The organism is Streptomyces vulcanius (genome assembly GCF_042653945.1).
GTDB lineage: Bacteria > Actinomycetota > Actinomycetes > Streptomycetales > Streptomycetaceae > Streptomyces > Streptomyces mangrovi.
The window spans coordinates 193,819-214,545 of record NZ_JBHSFK010000017.1; the positions used below are offsets into that span (position 1 = coordinate 193,819).

A 20,727-nucleotide genomic window follows, 5' to 3' on the forward strand; every position below is an offset into this window, starting at 1 on the left:
GCCTCATCCGGCGGCAGGTGGCCGCGCGCCGAGGCGCGGTGGTGCGAAGAGGTGCTCGCCGACCCGCTTGACCAGGCGTGCCATCTCGTACGCGACCAGCCCGATGTCGGCGGTCACAGCCGTGAGGACGGCGAGACAGGAACCGTCGCCCGCGGCGGCGACGAACAGGAAGGCGTCGTCCATCTCCACCATGGTCTGGCGGACGCCGCCGACGCCGAAGTGCCGGCCGGTGCCCTTGGCGAGGCTGTGGAAGCCGGAGGCGACGGCGGCGAGATGTTCGGCGTCCTCGCGGCGCAAGTCGCCCGACGCGCCGACGGCGAGGCCGTCGTTGGACAGCACCACGGCGTGCCGTACCTCGCTGACGCGCATCACCAAGTCGTCCAGCAGCCAGTCGAGTTCGCCGGAGTGCCGGGCCGGCCTCGTGCTCGGGTCCTGGATCATGCGGGGTCTCCTTCGCTGCTGTCGCTGCCCGGCACGGGATCCGACGTGGCGCGCCGGCCGGGTTGCCGGCCGCCGCCGCGCGCCCAGCCGGCCCGGTAGGCGGTCATCCGGTCCCGTACCAGTTCGGGGGTGCGTCCGTCGTCACCGCGCGGGGCGGCTGCCGGGTCCGGTTCCTCGGTGTGCGTTCGGCGGAGTTGGGGGGCGAGGTGTGCCTGTCGTACCCGGCGCGGCAGGTCGTCCGATCCGTCGGCGTCGTCCGGGGAGCGGTGCAGGCGCAAGGCGGTCACTCCGGGGGGAGGGGGGTCGGCAGCCGTCTGCCGGGCGGCTGCCCGGGCGGGGGCGGCCAGCGCGGGCCGGTCGGCCGGTGTGGCGACGGCCTGCCGCTGCCGGTCGTCGGGCGTGGCGACCGTCTGCCGGTGCCGGTCGGGGTCCGGCACACGCGCGTACTCGCGTTCCGGGGGCTGTGCGGCTTCGGCGATCTCCCGGGCGGAGCGTTCCGGCTTTCCGCTGTGCAGCAGGGCTGTCGGAAGCAGGACGACGGCTGTGGTGCCGCCGTAGGGCGAGGTGCGCAGATGCACCTTGACGCCGTGCCTGGCGGCGAGTCTGCTGACGACGAACAGGCCGAGCCGGTCGCTGTCGAAGAGGTCGAGGGTCTCGGACTGCGCGATGCGCCGGTTCGCCTCGGTGAGGGTGTCCCTGCCCATGCCCAGACCGCGGTCCTCCACCTCCACCGCGTAGCCGTTGCCGACGGGTTCGCCGGTGATGCGCACGCGGGTGTGCGGGGGCGAGAACTGGGCGGCGTTCTCGACGAGTTCGGCGAGCAGGTGGGTGAGGTCGGCGACGGCGGCGCCGGCGACGGACGCCTCCGGGAGCTGCCGTACCTCCACGCGCGCGTAGTCCTCGACCTCGGAGACGGCTGCGCGGATCACGTTGGTCAGGGAGACCGGCATGCGCCAGGCCCGGCCGGGGGCCGCTCCGGAGAGGATGATCAGGCTCTCCGCGTGGCGTCGCATCCGGGTGGTGAGGTGGTCGAGGCGGAAGAGGTCGCTCAGCTCGTTCGGGTCGTCGGAGCGGCGCTCCATGCTGTCCAGGAGGCGCAGTTGCCGGTGGACGAGGATCTGGCTGCGGCGGGCGAGGTTGACGAACACGCCGGAGATACCGCCGGCGAGTTCGGCACGCTCCACGGCGGCCCGCAGCGCGGCGCGGTGCACGCTGCCGAGAGCCTCGGCGACCTGGCCGGTCTCGTCCTCGGCCGGCGGTCCCTGCGGAGCCTCGGCACGGATGTCGATCTCTTCTCCGGAGCGGAGTCTTCGCATGGCCTCGGGAAGTTTGCGCCGGGCGATCTCGAGGGCGCCGTTGCGCAGGCCGACCAGTTCGACGACGAGTCCGCGGCCGATGCGCACGGAGATGACGAGCGAGGCGGCGACGGCGGCGAGACCGAACAGCACCGCGGCGCCGGCCGGGGTGAGCAGCCCCCGGGTGAACGGATCCGCGCGGGCGACGACGTCACGTCCGGCCGCGGCCTCGATGCCGCGCATGCCGTCCCGTACGCGCGCGTGAGCGCTGTCCCAGCCGCCCTGTGTGTCGGCCCGTGCGCCCGGTCCGGCGGCGACCAGCTTGTCCTCGGTGGCGTCGAGGGCGGCGTAGGCACTGCCGTCGGCGAGCCGCTGCCAGGAGGTGCGTTCGGCGCCGCGCAGGTCCGCCACGGCCGACTCCGTGAGTGTGCGGCGGTTGGCCACGGCGCCGGTGAACAGCCGCAGCCGCTCGTCGTCGAGCCGGCCGGCCGGGTGCGCGGCGGCGAGAAGGGCGTCCTCCTGGGCGAGCGCCTCCGCGGCGCGGGAGAACTCGAGCAGCACGCGCGCGTCGGAGCCGAGTTCGGCGTCCTGGATGCCGGAGAGCGAGCCGCCGACCGAGAAGGCCGCCGAGATCGTCGTCGTGTACCGGTCGTACGTCTCCCGCCAGCGGGCGCCGCCGTCGAGCACGGCGGTCCGCAGCGGTCGGAGGCTCTCGGCGCCGGAAACGAACGTCTCGAGCCGCCGGGCGACTCCGGCGGGCAGTTCCTGGCCGTCTGCGACGGTGCTGTGGTCGCCGAGCCGCAGCGCGGCCACCGCGGCGTCGGTTCGCCGCGCGAGACTCCTCAGCTCGCCGTCCGGTCGGGCGCCCGGGTCGGTCGCGTACCGTACGGCGGCGGTCCGCTCGGCCTGCAGGGCGGCCACGGCGGCCCCGACGGGGGTACGGACCTGGGAGTCGACGCGCTGCAACTGGCGCAGCCTGGAGACGTCCTGGGCGGTGCTGACCGTGGCGTACCCCCACAGGGCCAGCAGGGAGACGACCGGCACCATCAGCAGGCAGACGATCTTGGCTCGCACGGTGCGCGGCCGGATCCGGCGGCGTCCCGCGCGCGTGGGCGTCGCTTCCTCCTGGGCGCCCGACGGGTCCTCTGCCGGCCCCTCGTCGGCGGGTGGTCCGGCGTGGGCGCGGCGCCCACGCACGGGTGGCGGCGCCTCGGCGCCGGCCGTGTGGCCTCTCCGGGGTGTACGCATGGCCTCCTCGCTCGGGAGTGGGTCGGGGTGTGCCGTCACACGGTCCGGGCCGGCCGCCGGCCGGCCTGGCCCGCCACCGGCTGCTGGGCCGAGGCCGATGCCTCGCTCTCCCCCGTGGTGGGCGACAGCGCGACGAAGGCCGAGGTCAGAAAGAGATAGGACCCGAGCCCGACGGCGAGGGGGAAGATGAACTGCATCGCCGTGGCCCCGGGCAGTGCCGCGCCGGAGGGCGTGACGCGCACGCTCACCGCGAGCATCCCGGTGTAGTGCATGCTGCTGACCGCCGCTCCCATGACGAGGGAGGCGAGGGCGACCGCGATCGGCGCGCTGATGTTGAGGGCCGCCCAGAGTGCCGCGGTCGCCGCGACGACGGCGATCACGACGGAGAGCGCGACCAGCGTCGGATCGTAGGTGATGTCGCCGTGCAGCCGGACCGCCGCCATGCCCAGGTAGTGCATGCTGGCGACCCCCACGCCCGTGGTGAGTCCGCCGGTCAGCAACGCGCGCGTGCGGTCGCGGCCGTAGCCGACGGCGAAGACACCGGCGCAGACGACGACCATGGCGACGAACAGACTGAGCACGGTCAGGGGAACGTCGTAGCGGATGTCGGTGCCGCCGACGGCGAAGCCGAGCATGGCCACGAAGTGCATGGTCCAGATGCCGGTGCCGATCGCGGAGGCGGCGGTGAGCAGCCAGTTGCGGCGTGCGCGCCCGGTGGCCCCGAGCGCGCGCACCGTGCAGCGCAGCCCGAGGGCGGCGCCGGCGCAGGCCATCGCGTACGACAGCACGGGGGTCAGCCAGCCGAAGGCGGCGTGGTCCAGGTGTCCCATGGCCCCGGGACGCTAGGGGGCACGGGAGTACAAAGGGGGCGCATTTCGAAAGCTGCCGCAATATGACGCAGAAGTACGTCGGAACGATCGCCTCACGCTCGAACGTGTGCGCAGTGCCTTCACCCGTGCCGGTGAGGGATCTGCCGATGAGGGATCCGCCCGTAAGGGATCATGCGGATCATGAGCGACGACCGAGCAGACGACCACACGCGCGTCCAGGGGTTCTTCGCCGCCCGCGCGGCGGACTGGGACGCCCGCTTCCCCGACGACGGTCCCGCCTACGCCGCAGCGGTCGCCGAGCTCGGCCTGCACGCGGGGGACCGCGTGCTGGACGCCGGCTGCGGCACCGGACGGGCCCTGACGCCGCTGCGTGCCGCCGTGGGACCCTCGGGCGTGGTCCTGGGGGCCGATCTGACCCCGGACATGCTGGAGGCCGCCGCACGGGCGGGACGCGACCGCGACGGGCTGCTGCTGCTCGCCGACGTCGCCGCGCTCCCGCTGCGCCCGGAGTCGCTCGACGCGGTGTTCGCCGCGGGCCTCGTCGCCCATCTGCCGCACCCGGCGGAGAATCTGCGGGAGTTGGCGCGTGTGGTGCGCCCCGGCGGTGTCCTGGCCCTGTTCCACCCCATCGGCAGGGCTGCCCTGGCGGCCCGTCAGGGGCGGCGGCTCACTCCGCAGGACCTGCGGGCGGAGCCGAACCTGCGTCCGCTGCTCGCCGGTTCGGGCTGGCGCATGACGTCCTACGCCGACGAGGACACCCGCTTCCTGGCCCTGGCCGTCCGCGAGCGGTGACCGTCCACCGGGTCACTCCGCGCGCCGTACGGGACAGCCGCCCGCGCCCGGGACCGGGCGGGTGCCCAGGTCGGCCAGGCAGTAGCCGTTCGGGTAGCCCTTGATCTCCCAGTTCTGGCGGGCGTAGTGCGGGGCACTGCGCGGGGGCAGCAGCCGGACCGCCCGGCCACGCGCGCGTGCCGCCCCGCGCACCAGGGCACGGACGGCGGGGGACGGAGGGGGATAGCGGAAGGCCTTGAGGAGCGGTTCGTCGAGCAGGGCGAGCGTCGCGGTGCGCAGGACCGGGGCGAGCGGTCGCGGGTACCAGGACGCCATCAGGTCGAGCGTGGCGTCCGACACCCGGCGCGCACCCTCGTCCCAGGCGAAGTGGGCCTCCTCGTAGGCGTCCAGGCAAGCCTCGAACTCCTCGTACGTCGAGGGGATGTCCGGGATGCCCATCCGCCGACCCAGGGTGCCGTAGTGCACGGTGGAGGCGATGATCTCGTGGCGGGACATGCGCCGCCATCCGTAGGCGTCTGTCCAGCGTTTCGGCATCACGACGAACGTGCAGAGCACGTAGCGCATGTCGTCGTCGACGATGTCGTAGCTGCGGTGCATCTGGTTGATGCGGCGGACGGCCGTCCGGCCCTGTTCGCTGTCGAAACCGTGCTCGACGACGGCGTCGAGGAGCAGGGAGGTGTCGTCGTAGCGCTTCTGGGCGCGGTCCGTGAGTTCCGCCGTCCGCGCGAGCAGCCGGCCGATGCTCGGCACCGCGTAGGTGCGGTAGAGGGCGAGTTCAAGTGCGCGGGTGAAGTCCCAGGGGAACTCGTATGCCGCGGTCAGCCGGTAGATCTCGAACGCGTCCTCGTACGGGTCCATCCGCCGGATCTGTTCGAGCCGCTCGAAACGCCTCACCGCACCGTCCCCCTTCTGCCACCGAGTCTCCGACTCTACGTTGAGTAGCAGGACATGAACGTTCGGTTCGACCGGGTCACGGAACGGTGGAAGACGGCGGCCCGCAGCGTGACGGAACGGTGAAGGCCGGGCGATTCGCCCCGGCAGGTCGGAAAACTGCAGCTCCGGGTGTGTCCGGGAGTCGTGACAAGTGGCTTCCCGCCGCACTAGGGTGCGCGCCGTTGGACGAACCGAGGGGAGGCCGGGATGCCCGGGACGGACGAGGACACCGTCGCCGCAGCGGACGACGCGCTCTATGTGCTCACCGCGGTGCTGTTGACGCCGGCGAAGTTCCCGAGCGTGCTCGGCGACGACTACCCGGAGGCCTGCGCGGCACTCGGCCTTGCGCCGCTCGCGGACGGGTACGGCCTGGTACTGGGCCAGGACGGCGCCGGCGCGCGGTGGACGGTCGTCATCGACGACGTGTCCCTGGTGGCGGTGGCCATCGCGACGTGGGACTGCGGCATGGAGTACGACCTCTCGCCCGACGACCGGACGGTGGTCGCCGCCCTGCCCGGCTGGCCGCTGGACGTGGCCGTCGCGGCACCCGGCGTGCCCGCGCCGCACGATCCCGCCCCCGAGGTCGACGACGGTCCCCCACTGACCCCGCCGGACACCACCGTCTGGGGTTCGGCCCAGCGGCGCCTGGGCGCGGACGAGATCGCCGTGCACTGGAGCGTGTGGCGCGACCAGATATCCGACTCCGACTTCACTCCCCCACAAGCGGCGGGCGACACAGCCTTCGAGGAGGCCGACGCGAGGGACGGGAACGACAGCGACAGGGACGGCAGCCCGGGAGGCGAGAAGGCCACGCCGAAGGGCGGCAGCGCCGTCCGGCGGGTGCTCGCCGAAGCACGCGCCTACGTGGACACCCCGCCGCCGCTGGGCCGGGTGCGGTCCTCGTTCGCGCCGGGCGACGCGCGCACGCTGCGGGCCGACGGCCCGGGCTGGTCGCTGGTGGCCAGGACGGACGACATCGCGTTCGTGCTGCTCGACGACGCGCCCGGCGAGGTGCTGCCGGTCGGCCGGGGTCCGGAGCTGCCGGGACTGCTGGAAGCGCTGGACAAGATGGCCGTACGTCCACTGTGAGGCGGCGGGGCGGCCTGGGCGGGTCCGCGGGCCGGGCCGAAGCGCCCTGCCGCCCCCGTCGCCTCACGCCCTCAGCGGCCGAGCTCCTTGCGGGTGACACGGCGCAGCCTGCGCCGCTGCGAGGGGTCCAGCGTGAGATAGGCAGCTGCCGGAACCCCCAGGATTATCAGCAGAGACGCCCACCAGGGCAGCCAGATCAGCAGCAGAATGCCGACCGCCACACCTCCTGCGGCGATCTTCGCGTTTCTCGACATGTACGTCGCCTCCTTCGCGGCTGTTGCCGCTCTCTGCCATGAAAACGGGTCCGGCGCGCACACGGTTCCGAAAGCGACCCTGAAACGTCCCTGACCTCCTTCCCCGAGACACCCCCGAGACACCCCTCACCGGCACCCACTGGAACGCGCCACCACCATGGCCGCCAACGTCGCGAGATCGCCGGTCGCCGCCCCCGACTTCCTCCGCCTCGGCCTCGTGCCCGCCCTGGGAGCGGCGGCCCACCGTGGCCGGCGCCGACGGGCTGTTCGTGCGCAGGGAGATCCACGGCGACTCCGTCGGCCTGGTCGCCCTGTTCGAACTCCACGCTCGGCTGGTCCACGACGCGGTGCGCCGGATGGCGGCAAGGGAATCGCAGCGTGCCTGACCGTCCGCGCCCGCCCTTCGAGGGGTTGTCGGGCCGACCGGCGGTTGACTCCTCGTGTTCACCGGAACGTCTTACGCCGTTCGAGGTGTGAGCCAACTCTGGCCGCTGTCAATGAACTTGCTGTTCAGGAGGCTCGATGTCCCCGCGCTCCATCGCCCGGCGCCGTGTTCACCGTTCCGTCGCGGCGGGTGTGCCGCTCGCCGTGCTGGCCGCCCTTGTCACGGCAGGGCCGGCGACGGCGGCGGGCACGTCGTCCGGTACGGCGTCAGGCAAGGGGGCCGGGCACACATCCGGGAAGGCGTACGTCACCCGGACGGCGACGCTCGGCGACCTCCCCCTCGGGACGTTCAGCAACGGGCTGCTGCCCGGCACGGTGGACGACGACCGGGGCGTGGACCTCGGCGGCATCGGCAGTGACATCTGTCCGACGGGCCGCAAGGGCGAGTTCTGGACGGTCACCGACCGCGGGCCCAACGGACAGATCAAGGTCGCCGGCACGAAGCGGCGCACCTTCCCGGTGCCCGGGTTCGATCCGGCGATCGTGAGGATCCGGGTCACCGGGGACACGGTCAAGGTACTGGACGCGATCCCGGTGACCACGTCGTCCGGCAGGCCCGTCACCGGTCTGTCGAACCAGGCGAGCCGCGACGAGGCGCCGTACTCCTACGACGCGAGCACGCCCCTGTCCTACAACCCGAACGGGCTGGACACCGAGGGCATCGTCCGGGCGGCGGACGGGACTTTCTGGCTCGTCGACGAGTACGGTCCCTCGCTGGTGCACGTCTCCGCGCGCGGGAAGGTGCTGACGCGTTACGTGCCCGAGGGGCTGAACCTCACGGGGACGGACTACCCGGTGGTGGAGGCGCTGCCGGCCGTCCTGCTGCACCGGAAGATCAACCGCGGGTTCGAAGGGCTCGCCCAGCTCACCGGCGGGGACCTCGTACTAGCCGTGCAGAGCCCGCTGTCGCTGCCGGACACGGACGCCGGCGAGGGCTCGCGCACCGTGCGTCTGCTGCGCTTCTCGCCCCGGAAGAAGGCGGTCACCGCCGAGTACGCCTACCGCTTCGACCCGGTGAACGTGGTCGACCCGAGCGAGGACGACACCTCCGAGCTCAAGATCTCCTCGGTGGTCGCGGTCGGCGGCGACCGGCTGCTGGTCGAGGAGCGCACGGACAAGGCCGCCAGGCTGCAGGTGGTGAAGCTGAGCCGTGGGGCGGACATCCTCGGCAGCCGCTGGGACGCCGACACCACGTCCCCCTCGCTGGAGCAGCTGGCCGACCCCGCGGCCTCGGGGGTTCCGGTGCTGTCCAAGCGCCTGGTCGTCGACCTGGGCACGGTCGCCGGAGTACCCGGGAAGATCGAGGGCGTCGCGCGCGTGGACCACGACACGCTCGCCCTGATCAACGACAACGACTTCGGGATGACGGACGGCGCGGGCGCGTTCGACGCTCAGGGCCGGCTGGTCGACAGCGGTGTCGAGACGACCGTGACCTATGTGCGGCTGCCGCGCGGCGTGTGACGCCGGGAGAGCCGCTCCGGCACGCGCGCGTGGGTCGTACGCCGAGGCCACGCGCGCGTGGCCTCACGGCAGCAGCTCGTCCAGGGACGGCAGCAGCGACTCCAGGTCGCTCGGTATCTCGGACGGCAACGTGCTCGGGAGCTCGGACGGCAACGTGCTCGGGAACCCGCTGGGCAGCTCGACGGGGAGGCTGAGCGAGGGGGCCGGAGCGGTGCCGGAGCTGCTGTCGGAGCTCGGCTTGTCCTCCGACGAGTCGCCGCCGGACGAGGCCATGAACACGACGGCGACGACGGCTCCGGCGGCGGCCAGCAGCACGAGCACCACGAAGAGCGGGTTCCTGCGCCGTCCGGAACCTCCGGAGCCGCCGGGGCCACCAGCGGCGCCCGGGTCGTATGCGTAGGGAGTGGTGGGCGGGCCGAAGCCGCCCGGAGGCGGCGTGTCGCCCGGCGGGCCGGGCGGCTGGGGCGGTACGGGTGGCGTGGCCATGCGTCCAGCGTCACCGCGCACCGCTCGGCGCGCGACCCCCACACGGAAGTTGATACGGGGTCATGCCGTGGAAGGCATGATTCCGACGTATTCGGATGTGCTCCGACGTACTCGGACGTGTTCCGTGCGGGGGAACGCGCCCCGGCTCAGCCCCGCGCGCCCAGCAGGTGGTCCATCGCGAGCTGGTCGAGCCGCTCGAAGGCCATGCCTCGGGCGCCGGCCCCCTCGATGTCGAAGTCCTCGAAGGCGGTGCGGTCGGCGAGCAGGCTCTGCAGACCGTCGGCGGCGGTGGCCTGGGTCAGCTCGTCGAGGCGGGAGGCGCGCAGGGCCTCCTGGACCTCCGGGTCGGCACGGAACGCGGACGCGCGCTCCTTGAGGATCAGGTAGTTGCGCATGCAGCCCGCGGCCGAGGCCCACACGCCGTCGAGGTCCTCGGTGCGCGGCGGCTTGAAGTCGAAGTGCTTCGGTCCCGCGTAACCGGCGGTCTCCAGCAGGTCGACCAGCCAGAACGCCGAGCGCAGGTCGCCGGCGCCGAAACGCAGGTCCTGGTCGTACTTGATGCCGGACTGACCGTTGAGGTCGATGTGGAACAGCTTGCCCGCCCACAGGGCCTGCGCGATGCCGTGCGGGAAGTTGAGCCCGGCCATCTGCTCGTGGCCGACCTCGGGGTTGACGCCGTACAGCTCGGGGCGCTCCAGGCGCTCGATGAAGGCCAGGGCGTGGCCGACGGTGGGCAGCAGGATGTCGCCGCGCGGCTCGTTGGGCTTGGGCTCGATGGCGAAGCGCAGGTCGTAGCCCTGGGAGGTGACGTACTCGCCGAGTAGGTCGAAGGCCTCCTTCATACGGTCGAGCGCCACGCGTACGTCCTTGGCGGCGCCGGACTCCGCACCCTCACGGCCGCCCCAGGCGACGTAGGTCTTGGCACCGAGCTCGACGGCCAGGTCGATGTTGCGGATCGTCTTGCGCAGGGCGTAGCGGCGCACGTCGCGGTCGTTCGCGGTGAACGCGCCGTCCTTGAAGACGGGGTGGGTGAAGAGGTTGGTGGTGGCCATCGGCACCGTCATGCCGGAGGTGTCCAGGGCCTGGCGGAAGCGCTTGATGTGCTCCTCGCGCTCGCTGTCGGAGGACCCGAAGGGGATCAGGTCGTCGTCGTGGAAGGTCACGCCGTAGGCGCCCAGCTCGGCCAGGCGCTGCACCGACTCGACCGGGTCCAGGGCGCGCCGGGTGGCGTCGCCGAACGGGTCCCTTCCCTGCCAGCCGACGGTCCACAGGCCGAAGGTGAACCTGTCCTCGGGGGTGGGCTGGTAGCTCATGCCGCGGCTCCTTGCTCGAACTGCTCTGCTGACTATTTCGTCATGGCCGTTTACAAATTAGTATGCGGACGCACCTCTGGGAAGACAGATCCCGCAGAGCCGCGGAAAAACTTAGGGAGAGCCCGATGTCAGCAGCCGAGGGTCCGCTCGTCGTCGGGGTGGACTCGTCCACCCAGTCCACCAAGGCGCTGGTCGTCGACGCGGCCACGGGCGAGGTCGTCGCGAGCGGCCAGGCGCCGCACACGGTGTCGTCCGGGGCGGGGCGCGAGAGCGACCCGCGTCAGTGGTGGGAGGCGCTGCACGAGGCGCTACGCCAGTGCGGTGACGCGGCACGCGAGGCGGCTGCGGTGTCGGTCGGCGGGCAGCAGCACGGCCTCGTCACGCTCGACGGGCACGGCGAGCCGGTACGCCCGGCGCTGCTGTGGAACGACGTGCGTTCCGCCCCGCAGGCCCGTCGGCTGACCGAGGAGCTGGGCGGAGCCGGGTTCTGGGCGGAGCGGACGGGATCCGTCCCGGCCGCCTCGTTCACGGTGACGAAGTGGGCCTGGCTGGCCGAGCACGAACCGGAGGCCCTGCGCGCGACGAAGGCCGTACGACTCCCCCACGACTACCTCACCGAGCGGCTCACCGGCGTGGGCACGACGGACCGCGGTGACGTCTCCGGTACCGGCTGGTGGGCGTCCGCGACCGAGGAGTACGACGAGGAGATCCTCGCGCACGTGGGGCTCGATCCGGCGCTGCTCCCCCGTGTGGTGCGGCCCGGGGAGGTGGCGGGGACCGTACGGGATGGTCACGGCCTGCCGTTCGCCAAGGGCACGCTGGTCGCGCCGGGCACCGGCGACAACGCGGCGGCAGCATTGGGCCTCGGGCTGCGGCCCGGCACTCCGGTGCTGAGCCTGGGGACCTCGGGGACGGTGTACGCGGTGTCCAAGCGGCGGCCCGCCGATCCCACGGGCACGGTGGCGGGGTTCGCCGACGCGCACGGCGACTGGCTGCCGCTGGCCTGCACCTTGAACTGCACGCTCGCCGTCGACCGGCTCGCGGCCCTGCTGGGTCTGGACCGGGAGGCCGTGGAGCCCACCTCGGACCTCACGCTCCTGCCCTACCTGGACGGCGAGCGCACCCCGAACCTGCCGAACGCCTCGGGCCTGCTGCACGGCCTGCGCCACGACACCACCGCCGGCCAGCTGCTGCAGGCCGCCTACGACGGCGCCGTGCACTCCCTGCTGGGCGCGCTCGACCTGGTCCTCGGCAAGGAAGACGAGGGCACGGACCCTTCGGCTCCCCTGTTGCTGATCGGCGGCGGCGCCCGGGGCGCGGCCTGGCAGCAGACGGTACGACGGCTGTCCGGGCGGCCGGTGCAGATCCCCGAGGCGAAGGAACTGGTCGCCCTGGGTGCCGCGGCGCAAGCGGCCGGGCTGCTGACCGGCGAGGACCCGGCCGCCGTGGCCCGGCGCTGGAACACCGCGCGGGGCCCGGTGCTGGACGCCGTGGAGCGGGACGAGGCGACGCTGGCCAGGATCACCGGGGTACTCTCCGACGCGGCCCCGCTGCTGGAGCGCGGCACGCGCGCGTAATGAGCGGGTCCGCTCCCAGGAGCAACCCCCGCCGAGCACCGACTGAGCACTCGCTGAACACCGACGAATCGACGCAGGCATGACCGAACCGCTGCACGAGGTCCGCGCCACCGGCCCGGGGCGCGCGCTGCCCGACACCCAGCAGGGCATGCGCCGCCGCAACCTGGCGCGGGTGATGCACGCCGTCAGCGCCGAGGGACCGCTCTCGCGGGCGGCGGTGGCCTCACGCATCGGCCTCACCCGTGCGGCGGTGTCCACCCTCGTCGACGAGCTGATACGCAGCGGGCTGATCGAGGAACTGGGCCCCGAGCGGCCCGGCCGGGTGGGGCGGCCCGGTTCGGCTCTCGCGGTCAGCGGACGCGGTCCGGCCGGGCTGGGCGCCGAGATCGGCGTCGACCACCTCGCGGTCTGCGCGGTCGATCTGCGCGGCGAGGTACGCGCGCGTGCCGAGCGGCACGGTACGAACCGGGGCCGGTCCCCCGAGCCGGTGATCGAGGAGCTGACCGGGCTGGTGCGGACGGTCGTCGCCCAGGCGGAGCGCGAGGGCCTGTGGCCGGCCGGGCTCGCGGTGGCCGTCCCCGGCCTGGTCGCCCGCGACGCGCGAACCGTCGTACGCGCCCCGAACCTGGACTGGCACGACACCGACCTCGGCGCGCTGCTGCCCGGGGAGTTCCCGCTGACGGTGGACAACGAGGCCAACTTCGGCGGACTGGCCGAGCTCTGGCTCGGCGCGGACACGCCTCGCGACTTCCTGCACGTGTCGGCCGAGATCGGCATCGGCGCCGCGCTGGTCGTGGACGGCAGCCTGCTGCGCGGGACCCGCGGCTTCGCGGGCGAGCTGGGCCATGTGCCGGTCCACCCCGACGGGCCGCAGTGCGCGTGCGGCGGCCGGGGCTGTCTGGAGCAGTACGCCGGCGAGGACGCGGTGCTGCGCGCGGCCGGCCTGGGGCAGGACGGCGACCGGGTCGGACTCCTCGCGGGGCGCGCGGCGGACGGCGACCCCGAGGTACGGCGGGCCCTGCGCGAGGCGGGCACGGCCCTCGGGATCGCTCTCACCGGGGCGCTGAACCTGCTGGATCCCGAGAGCGTGGTGCTCGGCGGTGCCCTGGCCCGGCTCGCGCCCTGGCTGCTGCCGTCCCTGGAGACGGAACTCGCCCGGCGCACGGCGGGGCCCGCGCAGCCCGTGTCCGTCTCGCGGCTGGGTCCTGAGGGCCCGCTGCTGGGGGCCGCGCACTCGGTGGTGCGGTCGGTGCTGGACGATCCGGCGGCGGTGGCGGAGCGGGTCTGACCGGCTCCGCCGGGACCGAGCGGGGCCGGTCGTTCCGGAATTCCCCGTTCGGGTGAGCAAGTTGTCCACAGTTCCGTACTCGTCCACCGAACCCGGTGGCGCCCGTCCACCAGGCCCATGATCGCCGTAACGTGGTGGCACCCGCCCGCCACGGAACGGAGCACCCAGCCATGACCGACCCCCGGATCCTGACCGTACGGCCCCAACCGGGCGAGTTCGCCTGGACGTTCGGCGGGGCGCCGCCCGTCGCGCGGATCGCGCCCGGCACGGTCCTCGACCTGTACACCGAGGACTGCTTCGCCGGGCGGGTGCGCTCGGAGAAGGACCTGGTGTCCGAGGTGTGCGAGTTCCCCTTCCTCAACCCGCAGACCGGGCCCTTCCACATCGAGGGGGCGGAGCCCGGCGACACGGTCGCCGGGCACTTCGTGTCGATCGATCCGGCCCGTGACTGGGCGGCGTCCACCACGGTCCCGCTGTTCGGCGCGCTGACGTCGACGCACACCACGGCCACCCTCCAGACGCCGCTGCCGGAGCGGGTATGGATCTGGCAGCTGGACCGCAGCCGCCGTACGGCACTGTTCCGGGCCCGGGACAGCGACATCGAGCTGGAACTGCCCCTGGATCCCATGCACGGCACGGTGGGGGTGGCGCCGGCCAACCTGGAGGTCCGCTCGGCGCTGGTGCCCGACGCGCACGGCGGGAACATGGACACGCCCGAGATGCGGGCCGGTGTCACCTGTTATCTGGGGGTGAACGTGGAGGGCGCGCTGCTGAGCCTGGGCGACGGGCACGCACGGCAGGGCGAGGGCGAGACCTGCGGGGTCGCGGTGGAGTGCGCGATGAACAAGATCAAGGCGTAGTTTTTGCCCATGGATTCACAGGCGTCCGACCTGTGGCGACGCGATTTACAGTCGAAATCTCGATCTTGGAAACGGCCCTTCGACCAGTCCGCGTTTCCAAGGCGAACCAGGTCGAGCACGAAGGAAACGAAACGCTGTTCGCGGCACGCCTGTCAAAGGGCTGGTTCAGCCAGGAACGCACGGCCGAAGGGGTCAGCGACGCGGGCAAACACGCAATGCGGGACCATCGAATGAAAGTGCCGCGCTCGCCGTCGCTCAGGCCGTGCACGGCCTGAGGCGCTGCACTCCTCGCACGTTCCGCCGCGAGGCAAGCACGGCGTCAACGAGCGCGTCAGAGGGAGACCCGCGCAGGGCGCGGACGCACGAGACAACTCAACAACAGACACGAAGTCTCCAATGCCAGCACCATCGACACTGAAGATCCGCGAGTCGGACCTGTTTCCGCCCGCGGAGCCGGTCGACGATTCTCGTTCCGATGGGCAGGTCGAGGAAGACCTCGACGTGTTGGCGGCGAAACTCGTCGCTGACTGGCCGGAGGTCCCCGAGGAGCGCAGGGCTGAACTCGGTCGCCTCCTGGCTGGCCCCTGATACAACTCCTGACACAACGGAAACGCCCCTGCTCACCGGGGTCTTTTCGTGTGCGTGCTCAGGTCAGCGAAGGCCGTCGGTGTCGTCGTGTTCTTCGCCGACTGGGAGTGGCCGACGGTCGTCCCCAGGGTCCTCGCTGTAGATGACCGCGGAGACCGCGCTGTCGTTCGGCTCGGCTGCGACCGAAGCGCTGGTATCGCCCCCAGCTGTCGGCGACGGGAACGACGTTGTCATCGAGGACGGTCCAGTACCGCGTACCCGAGGGCAGGACCACGGGGAAAGCCCGCATGTGAAACTCCGGTGCTCTGACGGATCATGCAACAACCCGCCATAGAGCCACACCCTGCGAGTACGAGCGTCCAAGCACCAACGAGGAACACTCGCACCACGTCACACCACACCTAATGGGAACCCCGTAGAACGTCGCCGCGCTCCTGGACGACGAGGCCACCGTGAAGGTGCTGCGTCGGCAGGACGGATAGGTGTGGCTCATGCCACGAAACCCCCAGAGAACGAGCCGATCCCGGCGACGAGGCCCGGATCCTCGGCAAGGTCGTCTACGTCCTGCGCGTTGACTACCAGTCCGGCATCGCCTGCAACAACGGCACGCCAGATGCATGAGGGCAGATACTGCGCGTACGCGGACGCCGCCCTCACCCTGCTTCGGGCCCGGCCTTCCACCTTGGCCGCGCAGGCCGCACAGCTGGAGGCGGCCCGGGAGGCGCTGGAGACTGCGATTGGCAACACCGACATCCTGCTGAACATGCTCAAGTCGGTCGGCTTGTAGGAGGTGTTGGTGGCGGGGATGCCGACTCCCGGGAACGTGCAGCGGGTGCGGGCGAGGCAGATGGAGGAGGTCGCGGCGAAGGAAGCCGCTGAAGGCCCAGCGCCGTGAGGAGAACGAGCGGACCGGCTGGCCGAGGACGCGCGCCGAGGGGACTCATCGGTACACGAACGAGACTCGACGGGGACACCGATAAGACGCCGATTGATACCGCTGTACCTCTTGGAGTTCTGCGCACGTCCTTACGGTGTCTCGTGCGCGTCCCGGCAGTGCCGCACTGGCGTCGCACACGAAGCCTTCGGAGGACTCACCTGTGCAGGGATGCCGGGTGGCGCCTCCCGGGAGACACGACTGGGACACCACAGGGATGCCGTTCGTACTTCGCTGCGCCTCTTCTGGGTGGGCCCGGCTGGAGCTTCCGCCGGAGGAGCGGCTGGTGGCGCGGGCGGCGAGTATCGAGGCGACGTGGGTCATGCAACCCCGCGGAGGTCTCGGCCGAGGCGGTCAAGGCCGCGCAGCGGGCCGCGATGGCTCGCACCGAGGTGGTGGAGGCCGTCCGGGAGATCACCGTGGAGGTGCCGGTCCGCCAGGGCTTGCCGGATTGCGGTCCGCAGGGGGCGGCACCCGCGGCACCTTCTTCAGACGGGGCACCTGGGTGAAGCGGCGGGTGTGGTAAGCGGAGGCGACACGACTGGTCGCCACGTGGCGGCCTCCGACGCCCGCGGCGTGTCAGAACGAGCCGGGCTCGATGATCTCCTCGCCCTCGTCGTGAGGGGGCTCAAAGCGGGCGTACAAGTCCTCCAGCGCCGACTCTGAGAGGGTCAGCGCGTTGGCGTCCTTCCGCTCGTTGCGCTCGGCAAGGCGCCGCAGCAACTCCTCGCGGGGGACGGGGAAGTACAGCAGCCGCGGGCTTCCGCCGGCCTCCTCGACGAGCTTCTTCCACTCGTAGCGGGCGGCACGCGTCCACAGTCCGTGGTCGAGCACCACGTCCTGCCCCGTGGCGACCCGCTCGACCAGCTCCTCGCGGACCTCAGCGACCCACCAGGGTCTCCAGGGCGAAGTAGCCCCGCTCCGGGTAGTCCACGCCGTACCGGCTGTACCGGGCCGGCTACCTCGAACTCGTCGACCAGTGGGAGGACAACGCCCTGCTCCGCGTGCTCTAGGTGTGCTTTGACCACGCCGGACAAACAGCGGTCGATTGGTCGACGGGGCGCGGGGCTGGTTGTGCTCAACCAGCCCCGCTGGACAGCCGCGCGCTGAGCGCACTGGTCAAGCAGACGGGGGGGCACCTGCGTTCGTGCCGGTGGCGCGAGCTTAGGGCGTGCTACCGACCAGCCGGAGGGCCGGCCGGACTTCCTCGTCGCCGAGCATTCGACGAACCTGGCGCACGCTCCAGGCCAGTTCACGTGCCAATTCCGTGATTGTCAGGCCGTTGTCGCAGGCAAGGGCGAATGCCTGGGATAGCAGCGTGGGCTGCTCGCTGGGATAGCCAGCCAGGGGGTCCGGAGCGAAACCGGGTTGCCCCTGTAGGCCGTGCAGGCGCTGATAGGCACGGCTCGCCGAAGAGTCCGACAGGAGACCAAGTTCTCGGCAGCGGTACAGCAGGGAGTGCACCGATACTCCCCAGGTGTCGCGCAACTGCGACAACTTGTGCAGGTCGGCTCGTGCGGGCAGCTCGGTCAGGATCGACTCGCGGGGTGTGAGGAACTCCGCTGCGAAGGTGTCGGCTTCACGCTCTTGGGCGATGTCACCAGGTCTAGCGTCGCCGTGCAGGATCAGATGACCCAGCTCGTGGGCTGCGCTGAAGCGGTGCCGGTAGACGTCGTTGGTCCTGTTCGGAGTCAATACGATCAGCGGCCGGGGAAGGCGCGATGTGGAAAAGGCATCGACGGATAGCAGGTCCTCGTCGCGCTGCGGAGTGATCACCACTATTCCGCGCACTTCCAACCGCCGAATAAGGTGGGTGATCGGCCCGGCGCCCAACCCCCACGCGACTCGTAGTGCTCGGGCGGCGGAAACTGGGTCGCTGGGTAGTTCGGTGCCCGAGAGGACCTCCCCACCGGCGAAGCCGGGCAGGTCAACCACCGGGAGCCGGACACGCTTCTCCAGAGCATAGGTCAGCTCCCATGCCTGCTCGGTGAACGCGATGGCTTTGGCACGCTGGTAGGACCGCGTGCTGCGCAGGCTGCGGAAATGCGCAGCCGAGGGATCCAGCCGTGCATGGGGGCGCCCCGACAAGAAGTACGTCAACGGCACATCCAAGATCTCTGCCAACCGCGGCAGGAGGTCAGGGCGAGGCCGGTTGGTGCCCATCTCGTACTGACTCACCGCGGCCGGGGTCACCCCAAGCTCGTCGGCCAGACGCCTCTTCGTCATCCCCAGGAGGCAGCGCGCCTGGGCCAGCCGGGCGGGATCGAATGCCTCGTGTACTGCGGCCGGGGATGGCTGTTCCAGACCAGCGCGGCCTCTGCGAGCGCTGCGGCTACCTGGTGCTGTGAACAGCGTTGGCTGGGTTTTCTCACTCATCGCCGTCTTCTGCTTCGGGGTTCGTTGGTTCCTGTTCGGCGGACGGATGCTTGCTGTCCTCGACGCGGAGCGCGACATTCAGCGAAGGCACCTCGCCCCCGGCCCAGCCCTGTGTAGGGATGGCAGCGCTAGCATCGTGCAGATCATTGCGAGAACGGCTGGAGTCTTCCGCGGTAGCGATGCTCATGTCGAGCCGCTCGGGCTCCCACCGCATGGTGCCGTCGTCTTCCAGCGACAAGGGCGTGCCCCACCAGGCGGCCAGAATCTCGTCGCTGACGGCGTTGGCCACATACGCAACGTAGATCACTGTCAGCTTCTCCGCTTTGGCCGCCACGGCGGCTTCGGCCACCGTTGGGTTTGCCTCCGCTTCGGCGGCGCCCAGAGTGTCGAACAGACTCGGAGCAGGGTCTACGCCGTTGTCACGGGACACCTTCTGAGGGATCTTCGTGCTCAGCTTCGCACAGGAGATCGGCTCCTTCAGTGACGTGGCGTGCCGGAACGGGATCAATACCCGCCCGTTGACCACCGCCAGGCTGTACGACGCCCCCTTCGGCTTGTGAGCCTCGTAGCCAGGTAGCGAAGCCAAGTCGAACTGCGAGACGACTTGGTGGTAGCGCGTGGCCCACATACTGCCGTAGGGACGCCTGTCGGCGGCCCCTGCGGACTCGGCCGTCACCTGAACCAACCGGGCCGCCTTTTGGCCACGTGCCAGGCCGGTAGCCACGTGCCGCATCACATCTGCAGCGTGATCACCAAACTGCTCAACGGCCCACCGCGACGGCGTGACCTCACCAGCCATGATCCCCCCTCAGAGAGTCAGTCACTTACCGAACGAGCGTCAACATAGCATGTTCGCTTAATTTATGACCTCCAAATGCCCGCGCTGGTGGGCGCTTTGCGTGCGGGGCGCGGCTGTCGTCAGCGCCTGGAGGCCGTCCGCCGGATGCTCGCCAACACCACCAACTAACCTGCGGGCGGCTGGGGTGCTGCTTCAAGTACGGCGCGGGCGACCTCGACGAAGGTTTGCCGGGCACCCATCGCCTGACGGTCACTTGCGTTCCATGGTTCCCAGCCGCAGTTGGGGACGCTGCTGTCCTGATCGGCAAGCCACGCAACGCGCGTCTCCGTTTCGCAACGCATCTCATGGAGGGCAGCGACCATCACGTCCGCGGCGGCGTGCGCCGACGCCGGCACCGGGCCGATCGTCGTCACCCGTTCCAACATCGCCTCCACAGGGACCGCGACGTTTTTGACCGACGTCAGCAACTCTTCGGCGACGCGCACGTAGTCGTCGTGGTCGGGGGCGTCCAGGTGGGCGACGCGGTCGATGGTCTCCCACGCGGGACGCAGCGACCGGGCGGCGGTGTCCCAGACGTTTAGGAACTCCGCGTACGTGTCGATGCGGCGCTCATGGAACCACCCTCCGTGTTCGGTGTACGCCTGGTCGCGTACTTGCTGTCGGGCCGAGTCCGCGGCACCTCGTAGGCCAATCCGTGCTCCCCACACAGCGCACAGTCCGCCGACTGCTGCTCCTCCGGCTCCTGCGATCCCCGCGATCGCTGCGGCCGCCCCTGCGTCCATCCGGGCATCCTGCCCGCCGCGACGGTTTCTCCATAGGCATGGGAAGGATCGGTCCGCTGGACACCCGAAGCTGGTCCTGCCATGGCTGCCGCTGTTTTCCATGAACCGATCGGTTGTTGAACACCGCGCTTGTCCGTGGCCACCACCGCTCACATGTAGGGGATCCAGACGACACAAACTCCGCTACGGAAAACGGGCGTGACGGGCGCTCAAGGGAGACCATGACAACTGCGGATCTGCCGGTCACGGCGAGCACTACGACCCGCCGCCGAGGCCCGCCTCATCCGGCTCGACCACGAGGCGACCGCCCACGTCGAGAACAACCGCCCCGAGAGTACCCGCACCGGCTACGCCGCCGACTGGCGCACCTGGCTCAAGTTCTGCGCCGACGCCGAACTGCCGCCAGCCGCGGTCCGGTCCGGGACGCTGGTGGCGTTCGTGGAGTGGTGCTGGCTCCAGCCCGCCCGGCAAGCTGACCGCCCCCGCCACCATCGACCGCTGTCTGTCCGAGGTCGTCGTCACCGCGCGGTGCTAGCTGAAGCTCCAGCTGCAGGAGGCCATCACTGAGGACCCCGAGGGCCGCGGGCTGATCGTGGACGTCCGGGTGTCCAAGATCGCCCCGCGCACGGTCGAGGTCCCGTACGGCTTCTGGGCGCACCTCTGCCCGGTGAGGGCCTGGCGCCGCTGGAAGGACGAGCTGAGCCAGGACGTCGCCCCCGACTCGTTCGCGTTCCGCGCGGTGCACAGCCGCTGGAAGACCGTCCTGTCCGGCGGCTTCGACCCGGTGACCGTCGGCGACGTCCTCACCCGCATCGGCGCCCGCACCCAGATGGACATCCGGCCCACTGGGCACAGCCCCCGCCGCAGGCTGGTGACCGAGTCCGCCCGCGTCGGCAACCCCGACGCCGGCATAGAGAAGCAGGGCGGATGGACCCCG

18 protein-coding genes and 2 pseudogenes are annotated in these 20,727 nt (G+C 71.3%); 8 read left to right on the forward strand and 12 right to left on the reverse strand.

The genetic code is table 11. The features are described from left to right. Nucleotides 1–3: 3 nt before the first annotated feature. From ACFPIH_RS26000 to ACFPIH_RS26010, 3 genes are read right to left on the reverse strand one after another with little or no spacing between them, the layout of a single operon-like run. The gene (locus ACFPIH_RS26000) at nt 4–441 is read right to left on the reverse strand and encodes a roadblock/LC7 domain-containing protein (RefSeq protein ID WP_381167344.1); all 438 of its coding nucleotides are present in this window, start codon (nt 439–441) and stop codon (nt 4–6) included. Then, nucleotides 438–2,984 carry a sensor histidine kinase gene (locus ACFPIH_RS26005; protein ID WP_381167346.1) on the reverse strand — a complete coding sequence of 849 codons (2,547 nt, stop codon included), beginning with the start codon at nt 2,982–2,984 and terminating at the stop codon, nt 438–440. Before ACFPIH_RS26005 ends, ACFPIH_RS26000 begins: the two co-directional genes overlap by 4 nt. A 35-nt stretch (nt 2,985–3,019) precedes the next feature. After that, nucleotides 3,020–3,814 (reverse strand): MHYT domain-containing protein, encoded by a 795-nt coding sequence (locus tag ACFPIH_RS26010; protein ID WP_381167348.1) that lies wholly within the window; start codon nt 3,812–3,814, stop codon nt 3,020–3,022. A gap of 180 nt (nt 3,815–3,994) precedes the next feature. Between ACFPIH_RS26010 and ACFPIH_RS26015 the strand changes: the two genes are divergently transcribed. Then, on the forward strand, nt 3,995–4,606 hold the full coding sequence (locus ACFPIH_RS26015) for a class I SAM-dependent methyltransferase (protein WP_381167350.1): 612 nt from the start codon (nt 3,995–3,997) through the stop codon (nt 4,604–4,606). 12 nt (nt 4,607–4,618) lie between these two features. Here ACFPIH_RS26015 and ACFPIH_RS26020 read toward each other — a convergent pair whose 3' ends face one another. Further along, nucleotides 4,619–5,500 (reverse strand): oxygenase MpaB family protein, encoded by an 882-nt coding sequence (locus ACFPIH_RS26020; RefSeq protein ID WP_381167352.1) that lies wholly within the window; start codon nt 5,498–5,500, stop codon nt 4,619–4,621. Between the two features lie 246 nt (nt 5,501–5,746). On the opposite strand from ACFPIH_RS26020, the gene ACFPIH_RS26025 reads away from it, so the two are divergent. Further along, on the forward strand, nt 5,747–6,628 hold the full coding sequence (locus ACFPIH_RS26025; protein WP_381167354.1) for a hypothetical protein: 882 nt from the start codon (nt 5,747–5,749) through the stop codon (nt 6,626–6,628). A gap of 71 nt (nt 6,629–6,699) precedes the next feature. Here ACFPIH_RS26025 and ACFPIH_RS26030 read toward each other — a convergent pair whose 3' ends face one another. Next, nucleotides 6,700–6,882: a hypothetical protein gene (locus tag ACFPIH_RS26030; protein ID WP_381167356.1), complete on the reverse strand. Its 183-nt coding sequence runs from the start codon at nt 6,880–6,882 to the stop codon at nt 6,700–6,702. Between the two features lie 136 nt (nt 6,883–7,018). Here ACFPIH_RS26030 and ACFPIH_RS26035 point away from each other — a divergent pair. Continuing rightward, nucleotides 7,019–7,268: pseudogene (locus ACFPIH_RS26035) on the forward strand (TetR/AcrR family transcriptional regulator); the annotation flags it as partial. Nucleotides 7,269–7,404: 136 nt separating this feature from the next. Then, nucleotides 7,405–8,787: an esterase-like activity of phytase family protein gene (locus tag ACFPIH_RS26040; RefSeq protein WP_381167358.1), complete on the forward strand. Its 1,383-nt coding sequence runs from the start codon at nt 7,405–7,407 to the stop codon at nt 8,785–8,787. Between the two features lie 63 nt (nt 8,788–8,850). On the opposite strand, the gene ACFPIH_RS26045 is transcribed toward ACFPIH_RS26040, so the two are convergent. Together ACFPIH_RS26045 and xylA are read right to left on the reverse strand one after the other, a co-directional pair. Next, the gene (locus ACFPIH_RS26045) at nt 8,851–9,273 is read right to left on the reverse strand and encodes a hypothetical protein (protein WP_381167360.1); all 423 of its coding nucleotides are present in this window, start codon (nt 9,271–9,273) and stop codon (nt 8,851–8,853) included. Between the two features lie 146 nt (nt 9,274–9,419). Further along, on the reverse strand, nt 9,420–10,586 hold the full coding sequence (xylA, locus tag ACFPIH_RS26050; RefSeq protein ID WP_381167362.1) for a xylose isomerase: 1,167 nt from the start codon (nt 10,584–10,586) through the stop codon (nt 9,420–9,422). A 125-nt stretch (nt 10,587–10,711) separates the two neighbouring features. On the opposite strand from xylA, the gene xylB reads away from it, so the two are divergent. The 4 genes and pseudogenes from xylB (at nt 10,712) to ACFPIH_RS26070 (ending at nt 15,686) form a co-directional block, all read left to right on the forward strand. Beyond that, nucleotides 10,712–12,163: a xylulokinase gene (gene xylB / locus ACFPIH_RS26055; protein WP_381167364.1), complete on the forward strand. Its 1,452-nt coding sequence runs from the start codon at nt 10,712–10,714 to the stop codon at nt 12,161–12,163. Between the two features lie 79 nt (nt 12,164–12,242). Then, nucleotides 12,243–13,451 (forward strand): ROK family protein, encoded by a 1,209-nt coding sequence (locus tag ACFPIH_RS26060; protein WP_381167366.1) that lies wholly within the window; start codon nt 12,243–12,245, stop codon nt 13,449–13,451. Nucleotides 13,452–13,621: 170 nt separating this feature from the next. Then, nucleotides 13,622–14,302: pseudogene (locus tag ACFPIH_RS26065) on the forward strand (acetamidase/formamidase family protein); the annotation flags it as partial. Nucleotides 14,303–15,512: 1,210 nt separating this feature from the next. After that, entirely contained in the window at nt 15,513–15,686 is a 174-nt protein-coding gene (locus ACFPIH_RS26070) for a DUF6245 family protein (protein WP_381167368.1), read from the forward strand. Nucleotides 15,687–16,412: 726 nt separating this feature from the next. On the opposite strand, the gene ACFPIH_RS26075 is transcribed toward ACFPIH_RS26070, so the two are convergent. The 5 genes from ACFPIH_RS26075 to ACFPIH_RS26095 form a co-directional block, all read right to left on the reverse strand. Beyond that, nucleotides 16,413–16,949, reverse strand: coding sequence for a P-loop nucleotide/nucleoside kinase family protein (locus tag ACFPIH_RS26075; protein WP_381167370.1), 537 nt, complete (start codon nt 16,947–16,949; stop codon nt 16,413–16,415). 48 nt (nt 16,950–16,997) lie between these two features. Further along, nucleotides 16,998–18,209 (reverse strand): helix-turn-helix domain-containing protein, encoded by a 1,212-nt coding sequence (locus tag ACFPIH_RS26080; RefSeq protein WP_381167372.1) that lies wholly within the window; start codon nt 18,207–18,209, stop codon nt 16,998–17,000. Next, complete coding sequence (locus ACFPIH_RS26085; protein WP_381167374.1) at nt 18,202–19,008, reverse strand: hypothetical protein; 807 nt, start codon at nt 19,006–19,008, stop codon at nt 18,202–18,204. The genes ACFPIH_RS26080 and ACFPIH_RS26085 overlap by 8 nt, the downstream gene beginning before the upstream one ends. Before the next feature lie 164 nt (nt 19,009–19,172). Then, complete coding sequence (locus ACFPIH_RS26090) at nt 19,173–19,790, reverse strand: hypothetical protein (RefSeq protein ID WP_381167376.1); 618 nt, start codon at nt 19,788–19,790, stop codon at nt 19,173–19,175. Between the two features lie 531 nt (nt 19,791–20,321). Then, the gene (locus ACFPIH_RS26095; protein WP_381167378.1) at nt 20,322–20,627 is read right to left on the reverse strand and encodes a hypothetical protein; all 306 of its coding nucleotides are present in this window, start codon (nt 20,625–20,627) and stop codon (nt 20,322–20,324) included. Nucleotides 20,628–20,727: the final 100 nt, after the last annotated feature.

Bases quoted from the DNA above. Each gene is read 5' to 3' on its own strand.
- ACFPIH_RS26000 (WP_381167344.1), bottom strand. From the start codon at position 441: ATGATCCAGGACCCGAGCACGAGGCCGGCCCGGCACTCCGGCGAACTC.
- ACFPIH_RS26005 (WP_381167346.1), bottom strand. From the start codon at position 2,984: ATGCGTACACCCCGGAGAGGCCACACGGCCGGCGCCGAGGCGCCGCCA.
- ACFPIH_RS26010 (WP_381167348.1), bottom strand. From the start codon at position 3,814: ATGGGACACCTGGACCACGCCGCCTTCGGCTGGCTGACCCCCGTGCTG.
- ACFPIH_RS26015 (WP_381167350.1), top strand. From the start codon at position 3,995: ATGAGCGACGACCGAGCAGACGACCACACGCGCGTCCAGGGGTTCTTC.
- ACFPIH_RS26025 (WP_381167354.1), top strand. From the start codon at position 5,747: ATGCCCGGGACGGACGAGGACACCGTCGCCGCAGCGGACGACGCGCTC.
- ACFPIH_RS26030 (WP_381167356.1), bottom strand. From the start codon at position 6,882: ATGTCGAGAAACGCGAAGATCGCCGCAGGAGGTGTGGCGGTCGGCATT.
- ACFPIH_RS26040 (WP_381167358.1), top strand. From the start codon at position 7,405: ATGTCCCCGCGCTCCATCGCCCGGCGCCGTGTTCACCGTTCCGTCGCG.
- ACFPIH_RS26045 (WP_381167360.1), bottom strand. From the start codon at position 9,273: ATGGCCACGCCACCCGTACCGCCCCAGCCGCCCGGCCCGCCGGGCGAC.
- xylA (WP_381167362.1), bottom strand. From the start codon at position 10,586: ATGAGCTACCAGCCCACCCCCGAGGACAGGTTCACCTTCGGCCTGTGG.
- xylB (WP_381167364.1), top strand. From the start codon at position 10,712: ATGTCAGCAGCCGAGGGTCCGCTCGTCGTCGGGGTGGACTCGTCCACC.
- ACFPIH_RS26060 (WP_381167366.1), top strand. From the start codon at position 12,243: ATGACCGAACCGCTGCACGAGGTCCGCGCCACCGGCCCGGGGCGCGCG.
- ACFPIH_RS26070 (WP_381167368.1), top strand. From the start codon at position 15,513: ATGCATGAGGGCAGATACTGCGCGTACGCGGACGCCGCCCTCACCCTG.
- ACFPIH_RS26080 (WP_381167372.1), bottom strand. From the start codon at position 18,209: ATGAGTGAGAAAACCCAGCCAACGCTGTTCACAGCACCAGGTAGCCGC.
- ACFPIH_RS26085 (WP_381167374.1), bottom strand. From the start codon at position 19,008: ATGGCTGGTGAGGTCACGCCGTCGCGGTGGGCCGTTGAGCAGTTTGGT.
- ACFPIH_RS26090 (WP_381167376.1), bottom strand. From the start codon at position 19,790: ATGGACGCAGGGGCGGCCGCAGCGATCGCGGGGATCGCAGGAGCCGGA.
- ACFPIH_RS26095 (WP_381167378.1), bottom strand. From the start codon at position 20,627: ATGTCCATCTGGGTGCGGGCGCCGATGCGGGTGAGGACGTCGCCGACG.